Source organism: Moorena sp. SIO1F2, from assembly GCF_010672755.1.
In the GTDB taxonomy this organism is placed as follows: domain Bacteria; phylum Cyanobacteriota; class Cyanobacteriia; order Cyanobacteriales; family Coleofasciculaceae; genus Moorena.
The window spans coordinates 1-15,956 of the sequence record NZ_JAAHFV010000128.1; the positions used below are offsets into that span (position 1 = coordinate 1).

General features: G+C 43.6%; 17 protein-coding genes. 14 read left to right on the forward strand and 3 right to left on the reverse strand.

Going from position 1 to position 15,956, the window contains the following annotated elements; genetic code table 11:
• Nucleotides 1–85: 85 nt before the first annotated feature.
• The 3 genes from F6J94_RS16510 to F6J94_RS16520 form a co-directional block, all read right to left on the reverse strand.
• Nucleotides 86–574, reverse strand: coding sequence for a LuxR C-terminal-related transcriptional regulator (locus F6J94_RS16510; RefSeq protein ID WP_293042181.1), 489 nt, complete (start codon nucleotides 572–574; stop codon nucleotides 86–88).
• A 189-nt stretch (nucleotides 575–763) separates the two neighbouring features.
• A complete protein-coding gene (locus F6J94_RS16515) occupies nucleotides 764–922 on the reverse strand; it encodes a hypothetical protein (protein WP_293042184.1) in 159 nt (52 codons plus the stop codon).
• A gap of 289 nt (nucleotides 923–1,211) precedes the next feature.
• Entirely contained in the window at nucleotides 1,212–2,150 is a 939-nt protein-coding gene (locus tag F6J94_RS16520) for a hypothetical protein (RefSeq protein WP_293042188.1), read from the reverse strand.
• A 283-nt stretch (nucleotides 2,151–2,433) separates the two neighbouring features.
• Here F6J94_RS16520 and F6J94_RS16525 point away from each other — a divergent pair, with 283 nt between their 5' ends.
• The 14 genes from F6J94_RS16525 (at nucleotide 2,434) to F6J94_RS16590 (ending at nucleotide 15,817) form a co-directional block, all read left to right on the forward strand.
• Complete coding sequence (locus tag F6J94_RS16525; protein ID WP_293042191.1) at nucleotides 2,434–3,300, forward strand: Pvc16 family protein; 867 nt, start codon at nucleotides 2,434–2,436, stop codon at nucleotides 3,298–3,300.
• A gap of 187 nt (nucleotides 3,301–3,487) precedes the next feature.
• Nucleotides 3,488–4,708 (forward strand): phage tail sheath subtilisin-like domain-containing protein, encoded by a 1,221-nt coding sequence (locus F6J94_RS16530; protein WP_293042194.1) that lies wholly within the window; start codon nucleotides 3,488–3,490, stop codon nucleotides 4,706–4,708.
• A 47-nt stretch (nucleotides 4,709–4,755) separates the two neighbouring features.
• Nucleotides 4,756–5,181 (forward strand): phage tail protein, encoded by a 426-nt coding sequence (locus F6J94_RS16535; RefSeq protein WP_293042197.1) that lies wholly within the window; start codon nucleotides 4,756–4,758, stop codon nucleotides 5,179–5,181.
• Between the two features lie 45 nt (nucleotides 5,182–5,226).
• Nucleotides 5,227–5,625, forward strand: coding sequence for a phage tail assembly protein (locus F6J94_RS16540; protein WP_367142225.1), 399 nt, complete (start codon nucleotides 5,227–5,229; stop codon nucleotides 5,623–5,625).
• A 74-nt stretch (nucleotides 5,626–5,699) separates the two neighbouring features.
• Nucleotides 5,700–5,777: a hypothetical protein gene (locus F6J94_RS34340; protein ID WP_366511440.1), complete on the forward strand. Its 78-nt coding sequence runs from the start codon at nucleotides 5,700–5,702 to the stop codon at nucleotides 5,775–5,777.
• 135 nt (nucleotides 5,778–5,912) lie between these two features.
• Nucleotides 5,913–7,661, forward strand: a complete 1,749-nt coding sequence (locus tag F6J94_RS16550; RefSeq protein ID WP_293042203.1) for a hypothetical protein — start codon at nucleotides 5,913–5,915, stop codon at nucleotides 7,659–7,661.
• On the forward strand, nucleotides 7,652–8,404 hold the full coding sequence (locus F6J94_RS16555; RefSeq protein WP_293042206.1) for a LysM peptidoglycan-binding domain-containing protein: 753 nt from the start codon (nucleotides 7,652–7,654) through the stop codon (nucleotides 8,402–8,404). Before F6J94_RS16550 ends, F6J94_RS16555 begins: the two co-directional genes overlap by 10 nt.
• Nucleotides 8,405–8,541: 137 nt before the next feature.
• Nucleotides 8,542–8,664, forward strand: a complete 123-nt coding sequence (locus F6J94_RS16560) for a hypothetical protein (protein WP_293042209.1) — start codon at nucleotides 8,542–8,544, stop codon at nucleotides 8,662–8,664.
• Nucleotides 8,665–8,673: 9 nt separating this feature from the next.
• A complete protein-coding gene (locus F6J94_RS16565; RefSeq protein WP_293042212.1) occupies nucleotides 8,674–9,741 on the forward strand; it encodes a phage late control D family protein in 1,068 nt (355 codons plus the stop codon).
• Nucleotides 9,738–10,385: a phage baseplate assembly protein V gene (locus F6J94_RS16570; RefSeq protein WP_293042215.1), complete on the forward strand. Its 648-nt coding sequence runs from the start codon at nucleotides 9,738–9,740 to the stop codon at nucleotides 10,383–10,385. Before F6J94_RS16565 ends, F6J94_RS16570 begins: the two co-directional genes overlap by 4 nt.
• Nucleotides 10,386–10,450: 65 nt before the next feature.
• A complete protein-coding gene (locus F6J94_RS16575; RefSeq protein ID WP_293042218.1) occupies nucleotides 10,451–10,846 on the forward strand; it encodes a PAAR domain-containing protein in 396 nt (131 codons plus the stop codon).
• Between the two features lie 136 nt (nucleotides 10,847–10,982).
• Nucleotides 10,983–11,375, forward strand: a complete 393-nt coding sequence (locus F6J94_RS16580) for a GPW/gp25 family protein (RefSeq protein ID WP_293042221.1) — start codon at nucleotides 10,983–10,985, stop codon at nucleotides 11,373–11,375.
• Nucleotides 11,375–14,881 carry a putative baseplate assembly protein gene (locus tag F6J94_RS16585; protein ID WP_293042224.1) on the forward strand — a complete coding sequence of 1,169 codons (3,507 nt, stop codon included), beginning with the start codon at nucleotides 11,375–11,377 and terminating at the stop codon, nucleotides 14,879–14,881. The genes F6J94_RS16580 and F6J94_RS16585 overlap by 1 nt, the downstream gene beginning before the upstream one ends.
• Before the next feature lie 12 nt (nucleotides 14,882–14,893).
• A complete protein-coding gene (locus F6J94_RS16590) occupies nucleotides 14,894–15,817 on the forward strand; it encodes a baseplate J/gp47 family protein (RefSeq protein WP_293042227.1) in 924 nt (307 codons plus the stop codon).
• Nucleotides 15,818–15,956: the final 139 nt, after the last annotated feature.

The following is a 15,956-nucleotide window of genomic DNA, read 5'->3' on the forward strand; positions in this document are numbered from 1 at the left end:
TGTCAGAAGTCAGAAGTCAGGTATGAGCTGATAGCTGACTGCTGACTTCTGACTTCTGACTTCTGACTTCTGACTTCTGCTATAGCTACTTCATTTCTAACTGCTGAATCAAAGGAGCACATTGATAAACCATAGCCGCTCGACTATCTACATCCAGCTTCAGGAAGATCCGACGTAGATGAGCAGAAACTGTCCATTCACTAATTTCAAGCTGTTTAGCAATTAGCTTATTAGACTGACCTAAAGCAACAAGAGTAACAATTTGTAACTCTCGTTCTGTTAAGATACTAGCAAGATGAGAGGTAACGGAAGTAGTATTGTCTTGGAATTCTGTAATTGCATAAACTTTTCCATTAACCTCCATATAACCAACTGCATTCAAAGGACAACTGCTTTGAAGGGGTGAATTCGAGCTAGACCCTAAACTAGGTTTAAATTCGTGGTTTGTTTCACAAACTAAAAAACACGAATTATTGATAAACAGCTTACCAATCACTTGATTTCCTAACTCTGATTCTAGATCTTTACTAGCTATATCTTGACGATAAAGAGGAAAATTAAGTTTCTCTTTCATAATAAAAATGTCAAGTACCTATAAACATCCTGTTTGATTGATGAGCGGAACCTGGGGAAAGATAAAAGTAAGCTGATAGCTATCAGCTATCAGCTATCAGCTATCAGCTATTAGCGAACAGCGATTAGCGCTACGCGCACGCGTGCGCGTTCAGTTTTCAGTTTATGCGCTACGCGCACGCGTGCGCGTTCAGCTATTAGCTATCAGCTTATGGGCTACGGCTGACTGCTGACTGCTGACTGCTGAGGGCTGACTGCTGACGCAAAAACTATAGCGCTGTGCGTAGGGAATAGGGAATAGGGAACGTCGGACCAGGGAATGATTGAGCTTCCCAAGACTGCGCTGCATAGCTTCGTTCCTTAAATTTGTCAACACCATTACACCGATTGCTATAACTATTCACAAATGATTTAGGAAGATCAGATCCATGGATGGTCTGACCCCCCCTTCCATTTTGTTGAATAGCAATCAAAAAGGAATTAAATTGTTAAAAAACTTATAGTTTATCTAGGCTTTACAAATGAGTTGTCAAACTAGATGGTAATTTTTTATAATCAAAAAAACGCTGTATTCCTTACTCCTGTTAGCCGATCCGGAGTTTTCTCTTCTCTAAAGGGTTTAGTTCTATGTTTACATCTCACATCGAAAGACTATACCAGAACGCTTTAGTATTTATCCATAGATCCTTCTTCAACTCTGGGAAATTCCCCAAGTCTTCAGGATCACAGGCAAAGTTATCGCTCCAAGACAGCTTAGACATTCTGTCAGATGCTGTAACTGCAGGTGTCACAAGATGTATAACACACAGATGAAGCCCTTCCCATAACAGTTTTGCCAGTCCAGTGTAAATCATCAACTGGCGTAAGTAGTCCGATTCCAAAGCCACAATTCGATCCTGCGGACTGACCAGTTGACAAGAGATTCCCAAGTTTTCCAAGGCTTTGCAGATATCTGGAGGACGATTATCACTAAAATCTGTAGGATTCTGATAGCTCAGTATAAAAGCAGAATCTAAACTCGCAGTTAGAGCTACAGTATCCCGGAATGACGCCATTAAAGTATCATTGGTCCCCTGTGACTGGTTAATGCGTCGATCTAATAAGCGTGCTAAATATTCCCATCGTGGCAATAGCTTGATAGTTGTACCTTTTGGCAGTAAAGACTCCCTTAGACTATCCCCCAGCCAGAATAGATTTAGTCCTAGCAAATCATTCTCGCTTTGTAATCGTTTCCACTCTTGAAGTGACCAAATCACACTCTCTAAAGTGGCTCTGTCCTGTTCAGGTGCCTTGTCATTGAGAGTGCTTTTGGGAATAAGTAGTTCTGGTTGTTGTAAATAAAACTTAGTATTGTTGAGAATATGCCAAAGCTCTCTTGCTATCCAGAGTTCCATTATTTCTCCTAGCTGCTGAGCGATGTGGACTCCATAATAGGAGAGCGCTAAGGCTGGATCCAGTACACAGATCCATTGCTTGGAATCAAGTTGGCTGAAAAGGGGAGTTATCAGCATTTTAAAGACGTCACTCCCATTAAAATAGCAGTTTTTAGACCAATTCTGTAAATTACGGCTAGCCATCAATTTTATCTCCCCATCTCTCTATTTCCCCATCTCTCTATTTCCCCATCTCCCCATTTACCCATCTCCAGAGGAATAGCGTTAATTTATCAATTTTGGATTTCAAAAACCAGTCACAGGATCTTGCTACTCCAAATGGATTAGTTCAAATGAGCTAGTTTAACTTGACTAGCTAGAAAACGTGACTTGTAGAGGATGTCTAAAAGAATTATTAATAAATAACGCCCTAAGCTTTGAGAGTCTGGTGCGTGGCTGCTCAGTAAATCCAACCAGGTCAGTTAGGATGATTAGCGATCTGAGTCAAGTGTTGAGAAGAATTTTGGAACAGACCAGCCTATCGTCGAGGTTTCCAGAATTAGCGGAGGCTCAAATTTCTTTTGAGCGTCCCTCAGAAACCTTTAGTCCTGGACAGACAACGGTGAATTTATTTCTGTACGATATTCGGGAACACCTGGAACTACGTAATAATGAACCAACGATCGAGAGGCGCAATGGACAGGCAATTATTCATAATCCTCCAAAGCGCATAGCCTGTTCTTATTTAGTCACAGCTTGGCCCATTGGTGGCGAAGAATTACCCCTGCAAGAACACCGATTACTCAGCCAAGTCCTGCAAGTATTCTCAGCCTATCCAACTATTCCAGAAATACCTTTTTTAGAAAATACTCGACTTGCTGGGCAAGAACCAGCCTTACCAATGGTAACTGCTCAAGTAGATGGAGTACAAAGCACTGCTGAGTTTTGGACTGCATTGGGAAATCAATTACGTGCTTCCATCACAGTCACAGTAACCATTGCGATCAAGGAACTAAAACTATCTGAGCCAGAGAAAACCCCCACCGTAATTACCCGCAACCTACAATTAGAACAGCGTATTTCCCCGGCAACAGGGGCATTAATACCCAGTTTTTTCCGCATTAGTGGGCAAGTAACAGATGTTGAAGGGCAGCCGGTGGTGGAGGCAAGGGTAACCTTAGTGGAGTGGAATCTGAGTGCCCAAACAGATACAAATGGATACTACACCATGGGGGTTATCTCTGGGGGAGCCTACACCCTAAGGGTAGAAAAAGAAAATCAAGTTCAGGAGGCTAGTATTACTGTTCCTGTGGAAGCAGAAGCTAGAGATTACAACATACAACTACAACAGTAGACTTTTTTGAAAAGTAAGTTAAAAGTCAAAAGTCAAAATACAAAAGTAATAACCAAGTAAAAATTCACGTCTTTACAAAAGCTAACAGTAGGAGAAATTAGCGATTTTCACATTGATATTTATTTTACTTTCGGTTTTACATGTAAATAATTCCAGTAAATTCTGTTGAATCTAAGGAGTAAAAAATATGCCACAGTATTTTTCCCCAGGTGTATACGTTGAATCTGTACCACCCGCTTCCCTACCCATTGCTGGAGTTGCTACCAGTGTCGCTGGGTTTATTGGTGTGGTAGCTGATGACGTTACTATGCCAGATCAACCAGGAAAGTTTCAGCAGCGCACGGATGACAATGGTGACCCGGTTGTGGATGATGATGGTAAGCCTGTTTTAGACCCGATCCCGTATACTTTGGCGACTGCAGGTGAACCGATATTAATTACAAGTTGGGAAGAGTTCAAAACTAAGTTTGGTGATTTCCACGAGGGCAATAAAATCTTAGCCCATGCTGTGTATGGCTTCTTCTTCAACGGAGGTTCTCGTTGTTATGTACTGCGGGTTGCCGCTGCAACAGACATTGATAACCCGGCTGAAGAGTTAGAGAAGTTTGAAACAGTTGATCAAATCACAATTGTTGCTGTCCCTGGAGCGATAAGTGACATTCAACACACAGCTATTATCGCTCACTGTTTCAGAATGGAAGACAGAGTGGCTGTCTTAGATGGCGATCAAACTAAAGATCCAAGTGATGTAAGCGGTATCCGTCCTGTTGGTCGTAGTGAGGAAGCTAGCTATGCTGCTATCTACTATCCCTGGATTAAAGTCTTTGATCCCGTTACTAAAGCTCCAGATACTCTACCTCCCAGTGGTCATATTGCTGGAATCTATGCTCGTAATGATGCCACCCGGGGGGTGTTTAAAGCACCTGCTAACGAAGTTATTGTTAATGCCCTTGAGATCAGTAGCCCCATTAGTAAAGCCCAGCAGGATGGTTTAAATCCGGAAGGGATTAACGTGATCCGTTCTTTCAAAGGCACAATTAAAGTCTGGGGAGCACGGACTATGGCAAATGATGATAATGCTGATTTTCGCTACGTCAGTACCCGTCGCTATTTCAACTACCTACAAGAATCTATTGATGATGGTACTCAATTTGCTGTCTTTGAACCCAATAATCTAGCCCTGTGGCAACGGATTAAACGGACAGTAGGTGACTTCTTGTTAAATGAATGGCGCGATGGAGCTTTGTTTGGGGAAACACCAGAGCAAGCTTTCTTTGTTAAATGTGACGCGGAAACCAATCCCAAAGAAGTAAGGGAATTGGGGCAAGTTGTCACTCTGATTGGGGTAGCCATTGTAAAGCCTGCGGAATTTGTTATCTTCCGCATCCAGCAAACCGCTGGTGAGTAATCAGGCGAGTAATAAACTTTTGAACTAACTGGAAAGGAGATTTAGTCATGGCAAGAGTTGATCCGTATAAAAACTATCGTTTCCTGATGGAAATTGATGGTATTGTTCAAGCAGGATTTTCTGAGTGTAGTGGTTTTGGTTCTGAAGTAGAAATTGTTGAATATCGTGAAGGTGGAGACGATGCTACAGTACGTAAGCTGCGAGGGAAAGCCAGTTATCCTGACATTTCCCTGAAATGGGGAATAACCGATTCCCGTGAACTCTATGACTGGCATTTAGCCGCAGTCAATGGCAAGGTTGAACGCAAAAATGGTTCTATCATTCTGCTTGATGATACAGGACAGGAGAAAGTACGCTGGAATTTCTTCAACGCCTGGGCTAGTAAGTATGAAGCACCTAGTTTGGATGCCAAAGGAAGTGATGTTGCCATTGATACCCTAACCGTCAGTTGTGAACGTCTGGAGCGGGCATAAATTATGGGCAAACGAAACGTTTTCAGGTGATTAAACGGATTTGAAATGACTAATCTCACCATTCCTGAGCAAGCAACAATGCTGCAAACTGAGTATGAGTTTACATTACCAACAGGTTATGTAGACAAAGAGGGGAATTTACATCGGGAAGGGACAATGCGATTGGCAATGGCTGCTGATGAAATTGTGCCCCTGAAAGACCCTCGCGTACAATCTAACCCAGCCTATTTAATTGTGATTCTGCTATCTCGGGTGGTAACCCGCATAGGTTCTGTAGAAATGATTAACCCAAAAGTGATTGAAGGGTTATTTGCCTCTGATTTAGCGTATTTGCAGGATCTGTACAATCGGATCAATGGCAATGGAATGCGATCGCTTCAAATTAGCTGCCCCCACTGTGAGCAAAATTTTGCTGTCGAACTCGATTTATCGGGGGAATCCTAGGCTACCCCCTTACCCAAATCCATGAGGAGGTAGCCTATCTCGCCTATCACTTCCACTGGCATTATGAATCAATCATGACCATGGAACACCGGGAGCGCCGAAAATGGGTTACCGAAGTCGCCAAAATCAATCAGCGTTTGAATAGTTCGTAAAGGGAACAGGGAACAGGGAACAGGGAACAGAGAGACTTTGAGTAGCTTTACAAAAGTTAACACAGTTTCGTTTATTTATGTCCAGGTACTTAGTTCAGTAGTGGGTAATTGGGGATTTTCCCCTTTCTAAATCAGATGGATAATTCAGGTTCACAAGCCAATAATTTCCAGCAATCGGGAAGTCCAGAAAATTCCCCCTTACTAAGTCGTCTGCAACGGCGACAAGAACAGTCTGGTGGAGTAATTAATACCCGCCAACTGCACCGCCATTACCAATCTACCCAAGCAACTACGGCAAGGCTGACCCAACGATTAACCCTACCAGAACAAATTAACTCCCGTTATGGTGCAAGTGGTTTACAACCCAAGTTAAATCTGGAGCGTTTTAGTCGCCCTAGGGTAGAATCGGCTGATGTCAGTAATACCTATCTGGAGCCGACTAATGTTGCCCCTTCTAATGTTGCCCTTTCAGGGAGGGGAGAAGGGGTGCAAAGGTCAATGGCAACTAGGACTAATTCTCGCCAATTTCCCGACTACCTAGGGCATCAGGGAAGATTCCAACCACCATCTCCATCTGTCCCATCAACTAGTCCTAAAGTCCCGATTATCAAGCAAATTAAATCTTCAACTGTATCCAGGTCTAGGGCGTGTTTTCAAAGTTTTCCGCAAGATTATGATCCCCCCCAGCCCCCCTTAATAAGGGGGGAGCCATACTCAAAGTCCCCCAAGCGAGGGATTGCTCCCTCGGGGGATAATGGGGGATCTCCGAGTTTGAAGACACGCCCTAGTGCTCAACCTCCAACATCTTTGCCCAAGCAAGTCAAGATTAATCGTCAGGCAACCTTATCTGCACTCCACCATCAGTTTACACCTCCAGAGATTGTTCAGTCTCAGGTTGTCCCACCGCAAACAGAGGGTGATTTCCATTCCCCCTCTCCAGTCAATCCAGCTTCTGTTATACAAACTAAATTAGTTGTAGCTAAGCCCACTCAGCCTTTACCGACAGGAAAAACTAGCTCGACACCGGATTTAGTTTGGCGCTCCCAGGAGGAAGAGGAATCAGACAGTAGTTTGGTACAAACTAAGCTCTCGGATTCTAACCCCAATCAGAGGATATCTGAAAACTTTTTTGATACTGAATTTTGCCCCCCTAGCCCCCCAATTCTGGGGGGAACAAGAATCCAATTGGCTGGTAAAAGTCCCCCAAAATTGGGGGATTTAGGGGGCTTGGATGTAGCAAATGAGACTTCTCAGACAACCTCTCAGGATATCTCTTTAGTTCAAACCAAACCGGTTGTTGTCAAACCAAGTCAGCCATCACCGACAACAACTATAACCCCAACTCAAACTACTAATCTGACCAAGGATAAAGCAATCAATAACTCGGCAGATAATTTGGTTTTGCGCTCCCATGAGGAAGAGGAATCAGACAGTAGTTTGGTACAAACTAAGCTCTCGGATTCTAACCCCAATCATGATATCTCTTTAGTTCAAACCAAATCGGTTGTTGTCAAACCAAGTCAGCCTTTACCGACAACAACTACAAGCCCAAATAGAAACATTAATTTATATACCGAGACAGGTAAAACTAGCTCGACACCGGATTTAGTTTGGCGCAAAACTGATAACGACTCTGTAGCCAAAGTATCGAAACGGCAACAGTTAAGCAATGGGGTGATTGCTCGTCAACCTAATCTAACTGGAGCTAATTCCATTCCCATGACAGCACCAGTAACTTCAACCACAGCCACGTCAAATCTACCAACAACTCCAGCTGACGGGGTAGATATAGATATCGAGGCAATAGCGGAACACGTTAGTCGTATTCTCACTCGTCAGCTAACGATGGAACAAGAACGTCGGGGGATAGAAAAATGGCATTAGCTAAACTAACTATAATTCCTTTGAAGTGGGAAAAAAATCAAGACAGTAAGTACCGTGCTGTAGAGTCGGAAGACAGAGCCAATTATCCAGAGATTACGGTTTTGTTTAACCCCGAATCCTATGCTATCAAAAAAGGAGTTAGTTGGAGTGGTTCGAGTCAAAAAGAATATAATGCGCCCATCTTAGATTTTGGTGGCGGGGGAAGTCGGGAACTAACTCTGGAATTGTTATTTGATGTTTCCGAAGGGGTGAGAAATTCACGACTTCAAAATCAAAATCAAAATAATAATCGGTTACTAGACAGTACCGCCATCGAGGATGTACGGGAGGAAACCAATAAACTTGTTGCCCTGACCCGCATTCAACGTGTTGGGGGTAAAGAACAACCACCACCAGCTTGTAAGGTTTACTGGGGTAAAGCACCAACTAATTCTGACTTCCCGTTTGTGGGGGTAATTACTAATCTGACCCAAACGTTCACCCTGTTCAAAAGTGATGGTAAACCGATACGGGCAAAAGTCAATATCACGTTTTCGGAATATCTTAACCCAGAAGATGATAAACGGCGTACCGATCCAGAATTAACCACTCGTATTGTCAAAAGAGGTGAAACCCTCAGCACCATTGCGGCGGATGTCTATGGTAACCCTAAGCTGTGGCGACTGATTGCCCAAGAAAATCAATTGGATAATCCCCGTGAACTTGATACTGGTAAAACCTTAACTATTCCCAAATTGCGTTGATAGTTATGATTGATTGCTGTAGCAAGCCCAAGGGTTGTGCGTTACGGGGCGGACTATCCCAAGGCTGGCTACGAGGCAAAAAATAAGGGCAAGTCCGCCCCTAACGCACCCTACGCACTACTATTGCCTATTGCCTATTGCCTATTGCCTATTGCCTATTGCCTCTTGCCTGCTCCCTACTCCCTACTCCCTACTCCCTACTCCCTGTTCCCTATTCCCTACTCCCTACTCCCTACTCCCTACTCCCTACTCCCTTTTAACTTTTTAAAATGCCCTTTACTCAACCCCAAGCCTCCATATTCGCAGATTATGAAATCCTGGTTAATGGTTCTAGTTTACCAGGGTCTGCACAGTTACATATTACTGGGGTAACAGTAGATGAACAGGTTAATTTACCCACCATGTTTGCCTTAACGTTTGGCAGTTTGGATGTGCAGGAAGGGGAAGTGTTGTGGCTAGATAACTCCTTGTTTAGTATTGGCAATACGGTAGAAGTAAAATTAGGTTACCGGGAAAACTTAGCTACCCTTATAATAGGGGAAATTACTGCTATAGAACCGGAGTTTACCATTGATAGACTACCGAAGGTAATGATTCGGGGTTATGATCGCAGCCATCGCTTACATCGTGGTCGTCATACCCAGACTTTTGTACAACTAAAAGATAGTGATATTGCAGGGCAAATTGCCCAGCAGGTAGGACTTTCATCCCAAGTGGAAGATAGTGGGGTAGTGCATGACTATATTTTACAAGCCAATCAAACCCATATGGAGTTTTTGCAAGAACGGGCAGGAAAAATTAATTATGAGGTGATGGTGGAGGATCGGAATTTAGTATTTCGACCTACGGCTAATCAAGACAGTGAAATTCTTACCCTAACCTTTAGTGATGACCTACTGCAATTTTACCCTTGTATGTCCTCCGCAAGTCAAGTGAATGAAGTCAAAGTACAGGGTTGGAATCCGAAAGAAAAGCAAGCAATTATCGGACGCGCAACCACTGGTGATGAAGGCAGCAAAATGGGGGGAGAAATTAGCGGTGCAGCCCTAAGTCAAAATGCTTTTGGTACAGCAGTAAAAACCCTGAGCGATCGCCCGATTATCACTTTAGCGGAAGCAGAGCAATTCGCTCAAGCCCGTTTTCGGCAACTCAATTTAGAGTTGATCACAGGGGAAGGAATTTGTCGAGGACGTACCGATTTACGAGCTGGCAAAGTGGTGCAAATTGAGGGTGTGGGCAGGCGCTTTAGCGGTCAATACTATGTTACTAGTGTCCTACATCGCTATCGTGATAGCCAATATCAGACCAAGTTTACAGTGCGGAGGAATGCCGAATGAAATTCTCTGAATTACTTCTGGATAGTCAATCCCAGCGAGCGATCGCATCTCGTATTTATGGTGTCGTGGTTGGTGTGGTTACCAACAATCAAGACCCAGAAGGACTAGGTCGGGTTAAAGTGAAATACCCCTGGCTAAGTGATGAAGACGAAAGCGACTGGGCGCGAATAGCTGTAACCATGGCGGGGGATAAACGGGGTATGTATTTTATCCCAGAGGTTAATGATGAGGTATTAGTGGCTTTTGAACACGGGGATGTGCGTTTTCCCTACATTATTGGAGCACTGTGGAATGGTGAGGATAAACCTCCTATTAATAATGATGATGGAGAAAACAATGTCCGCATGATTAAATCCCGTAGTGGTCATGTAATCCGTCTCAATGACAAAGAAGGGGAAGAAACTATTGAAATTGTAGATAAAACCGAGAAAAACAGCATTGTTTTTGATACGGCTACCAACACTATTGCTATTACTACTGAAGGAGACATTACTTTATCAGCATCTCAAGGTAATATTAAACTAGAAGCACAGAATATTGAAATCAAATCTTCAGCAGATACCAAAGTTGAATCCGGTGCTATAATGGATATTAAAGCCAGCAGCACCATGAATCTTAACGGTCAAATCATTAATCTCAACTAGGTAAGCAATCAGCAAATGCGCTACGCGCACGCTACGCGAACAGCTATCAGCAATCAGCTTTAATTATGGGACAACCAGCAGCCAAACAAGGGGACCAAATTACCGCAGTTGATACTCATATTGTGATCGTGCCGGGAACACCTCCGACACCAACTCCCCTACCCCATCCTTTTGCGGGCATTATCAATGGCAATTTGAGCAGTGATGTCAACATTATGGGGATGCCAGCCGCTACGGTAGATAGTACGGCAGATAATACTCCACCCCATATTCCCAGTCCACCGGGGACTTCTTTCCAAAATCCACCCGCTAATCGAGGCACCATCAAAATTGGGAGTCAGACTGTGAAAATTAACGGTAAAGCAGCTGCCCGTAATGGGGATATTGCTGAAACCTGTAATGATCCTGCTGATTTACCAATCGGACAAGTAATCGCAGTAGGTACGGTGTTTATAGGCTGAAAAGGAGAAGATGGGATCCCCCCTAACCCCCCTTAATAAGGGGGGGATATGATTGCCTATTCCCAGATCCGCTGTTCCCTATTCCCTGTTCCCTAAAACCCAAAAATTTGTACCTCACATAATTTAAAAACGCTATATGACGAAACCATTTTTAGGTGTAGGTGTAGGCTTTCCCCTTAGTTTAGATACTCAGGGAGATTTCCAACTTGCGGAATATGAAGAGAGTGTACGCCAATCAATTTTAATTATCCTCGGCACTGCTAGGGGTGAGAGAATTATGCGCCCTGATTTTGGTTGCGGTATTTACGATTTGGTGTTTGAGCCCAATTCTGCTGCCACTACGGCTAGAGTTTCTGAAGCGGTACAGGAAGCATTATTGCGGTTTGAACCGCGCATTGATGTTGTGGATGTGCGCGTTCAATCCCCTATTCCAGAACAAATGCTGGTTAATATTGACTATCGGGTGCGAGCAACTAATAACGTGTTTAATTTAGTGTATCCGTTTTATCTGGAAGGGAGTGCAGGCTAATGGCAAGAAAAGCTCCTCAAATTGATTCTAGAACGGCAGAGATTATTGCTCAAGATGTGCAAGACCTACTGGCTCAATATCTCGGGGATCAAAACTATGCAGCACTAAAAAATAAAGGTGTTGCCCAGGCACTGGTGCAAATCTTTGCCCGCTTTGGTGAGATAATTATTTCTCGCCTCAATCAAGTGCCAGATAAAAATTTCCTCGCCTTTCTAGATTTGTTGGGAGCTTCTCGTTTAGCACCTCAACCAGCAAGGGCACCCCTTACCTTTTTCCTGGCGACGGGAACTACAGTGGATGCGATCGCACCAGCTGGCACCCAAGTGGCTGCACCCCCCACAGAAGGAGAAACCGAATCGGTAATTTTTGAAACTGAACAGGAGTTGGTGGTAACTGGGGCGCAATTAGAATCTCTATTTGTGCGTAATCCCTCACAAGACCAGTATGCTGATTACAGTTCTCTGACGGAAATTAGCCCAACAACAACATATTTACCGATTTTTCGGGGAAATCAAGAGATTGAGCATGTTTTTTATGTGGGGCATAAGCAACTGCTCAGTTTTCCTACTATTAATAATCTTAAGTTAATCATAGAGTTAGACCAAGTATTTGCTGATGCAGCTGAGTTAGAGTGGCAAGTTTGGCACGAAACAGAAGATTTACAAGCTTGGCAGACAATTACACCTAATAGTGATAGTACTAACAACTTTAGTCAGAGTGGTGAGGGGGAAATTAACTTTGAGGAGATTAATGCTATACCCCTGACTCAAGTGCATGGAGTTACTAACCGTTGGCTGCGTTGCCGTTTAGTAACTCCAATTAGTTCTAGTGAAAATTCTGCTGTGGGTATGGTGAGCAAACACCAATTACCAACTATTAGTAACCTAAGCCTAGAAGTAGAATTAAACCGCACTGACTTAAGATTAGAGGCTGCTGTTACCAATTCCCTCAACCAAGATATCAATCAGTCAATCTTTCCCTTTGGGGAAAAGCCTAAATTTGGCGACACCTTTTATCTGGCTAATGCAGAAGCATTTTCCCAGTCAGGAGCGCAAATTACTCTGAATTTAAACCTGGCACATCCTAGGGATATTGGTATTAATTTACAGACTATATCTGACCAATTAAATACTAGATTTGAACCAGACAAGACTATATCTGAACACTTCAATCCCAGATTACAGTGGGAGTTTTGGAATGGTAAATCTTGGCAAGCCCTGTTTATCGCTACCAGGGAAGGGCTTTTAGATCCAGATTCAACCCCAGACAATCCCATTCAACTTCCAGACACATTTGTAGACGAAACTAGGGCTTTTACGAACTTACTGGATGACAGCGATGGCAATCTCAATCCAAAAATCACATTTACCCTACCAGAAGAAGCAGATATCCAACCCCAGGAAACTACTATCAATGGGGTAACTAGCTTCTGGATTCGGGTACGAATTATTAGTGGTAATTATGGTCAGGAAGCGAGGTTTGATACGGATAATAACTATCATCCGCAAACGTTTGTCCCCCCAGTAATTAATTCCGTCTCCATCGACTACGAATTTACCTTGACAGAGCCACCGGAACAGATAATTACTGACAATGATTTTTTGACTCGAACTATTGAGGATTTCCCCTTCGCTCCTTTTGAGTCACTAGACTTAGATAAACCAACGACCTATCTAGGTTTTTCCTTGCCAGTGGAACGGAGTTTTCCTAATCTTCCTCTCAGTCTTTTTGTGAGTGCAGCTGCATTCAAATATGGGGAAAATTTAACACCAATTTCCCCTACTATCAGCAAAAAGGCTGGTTTACCTGGTACGACGGTTACCCATCGGTTTTGGTTAACCAATACTAACTCAGAAACGGTTACTTTCCAACTTGCCACTGTGGGGATGCACCGTTTACCGGAATGGAGCACTCAGGTGACATCTGCTCGATTACAACTAGAGGCGGGTGAAGCTAAAACCATAGCTATCAACGTAACTATTCCTGCCCAGGCTGCCTTGGGAAGTAGCGATAGCGTTTTTCTCCAGCTAGTTAAGAGCGATCAGCCTAACTTAGTTTACAGTGCCACGATGGAAACCTTTGCTGACACCGAATTACCAGCAGATGAAACCCCCCAACTAGTTTGGCAATACTGGAATGGTTCACAGTGGCGGAAAATAACAGTTCAGGATAATACCGACAATCTCACCCGTTCCGGTACAATCATCGTTTTACCACCAGCAGATATTACTCCCAAACAGGAATTTAGCTTATCTCCTCGCTACTGGCTGCGGGTGCAACACGCTAGTGGCAATTATACCTTTGAGCCTCGCTTAGGCCAGGTACTCCTTAATACAACTATGGCAGCTCAACGAGTTACCATCCGTAACGAAATCCTGGGTTCTAGTGATGGCTCAAAAAAACAAACCTTTACTACTAACCGTATTCCTGTTTTAGAAGGGCAACAATTGGAAGTGCGGGAACTAGAATTACCCTCTGGGATGGAAGAAGAAAAAATTAAACAGCAAGAAGGGGAAGACGCGATCAATATTACCTACGATAGTACCGGAAGACCCCAAGAAATTTGGATACGCTGGCATCAAGTAGCGGATTTTTATGATTCTAGCCCACGGGATCGCCACTATGTTTTAGATCGTCTCACCGGGACAATTCAGTTTGGTGACGGCATTAATGGTTTAATTCCGGCCATTGGTAGAGGTAACCTGCGCCTCAAGCAGTATCAAACCGGAGGAGGTAGCCAGGGTAACCAAGATGCAGGCAAGATCGTGCAGTTAAAAACTACCATTCCCTATGTAGACCGGGTAATTAACCCAGCAGCCGCTACAGGGGGGGCAGATGCAGAAAGCCTCGATTCATTACGCGATCGCATTCCCAAAGAAATTCGCCACCGCCACCGTGCTGTTACCCAAGACGATTACCAAGACTTAGCTAAAGCCTTGCCAGGGGTAGTCAGGGCAAAATGTGTTCCCCTGGCAAATTTAAAGGCAAATCCCTGGGATACCAAACCAGGATTACTCGGAGCAGTCAGTGTGATTATCGTACCCCGTTCCACTGAGGCTCGACCTTTACCCAGTTTAGAGTTAGTTAACCGTGTCCAAGACTACCTAGAAACTTATGCTGAGCCAACAGTTCAGATTTCAGTGGTAGGACCTCTCTATGTGCGTGTCGATATTACCGCAGAAATTGCTTTAACCTCCCTCGAAGGAGCCAGTGAGGTAGCACAAACAGTTGAACAACAATTAGCGAGTTTTCTCCATCCCCTAACCGGTGGCTTTGAGGGTATAGGTTGGGATTTTGGTCGTGAACCGTACAAATCTGATTTGTATCGACTGCTGGAGGGAATATCGGGAGTCGATCATGTGCGCAATCTTGAGGTGGCTGAAGGGGTAGATCAAGCCAATGACCAGATGGATGAAATGGAAGAACTAGAACGTACTAAACAAACAGGTCGCTTTTTAGTTTATTCCGGCAACCATACCATCAGTTTAACTTTTGTGGAATCCTGAGGAGGAATTGCCATGCCCATAGAATTACCCAATCTTGACGACCGAACTTATGACGACTTGGTGCAAGAAGCCCTGAGTATGATTCCCACCCATGCACCGCAATGGACTAATCATAATCCTTCTGATCCGGGTATTACCTTAATTGAGCTGTTTGCCTATTTAACAGAAATGTTAATTTATCGGCAAAATCGAGTAACAGCTAACAATATCCATTCTTTTCTTAAGTTATTGAATGGTCCTCAATGGCAAGCTTCTGGCACAGATATCGAGGCACTCAATCGAGACATAGGCAATACCATTCGTCAATTACGTCAGGAGGAACGAGCTGTTTCTTGCCAGGATTTTGAGGATTTGGCACAAAAAGCTGACTCTCGTGTGGCACGAGTACGTTGTATTCCCAAGCGTGACTTGCGCCGCAGCTTTGACATTGAGAAGCCAGGACATATTGGTTTAATTGTTGTTCCGAAAAAAGGGGAGGAAGCAAACCTGTCTGAGATTATTGATCAAGTAAAAGAAGATTTAGATTCCCGCCGACTAATAACCACACGTCTGCAGGTTGTTGAACCGCAGTATTTAAATGTTAGGATTCAAGCTACAGTTGTTCCTCTACCTGACATTCAGGAAAAAGACATCCAAGCAAAAGCTCAGATAGCGATCGCTAATTTTCTTGATCCTTTAGTCGATGGTGAAGATCAAAGGGGTTGGCCTTTCGGTCGTAATTTGTTTGTCTCAGAAATCTATCAATTACTCGACCAACTGCCAGGTATTGATTATGTGACTTCAGTGGAGATGAACAGAATTGGGGAAAACGTTCCCGATCGCCGAATAGAAACTCCAGATACTAAGCAATTTGTTGGATTGGATGTCAAACCCTATGAACTACTCAGAACTGAGATTGAAATTGAAATTGCTGCATCTAATATCAATAAAAGTTAACAATAGAGTGATTATCTTCGGGTTCAATAATCCTGGGTTCAAACTCCTTACCTGTGTAAATTTGCAACAACTCGATCAGGTTGTTTTTGGTTCCCCGATCACGATAGAGGGGAACGATATTGGCTAAAAAGGCTTGTTG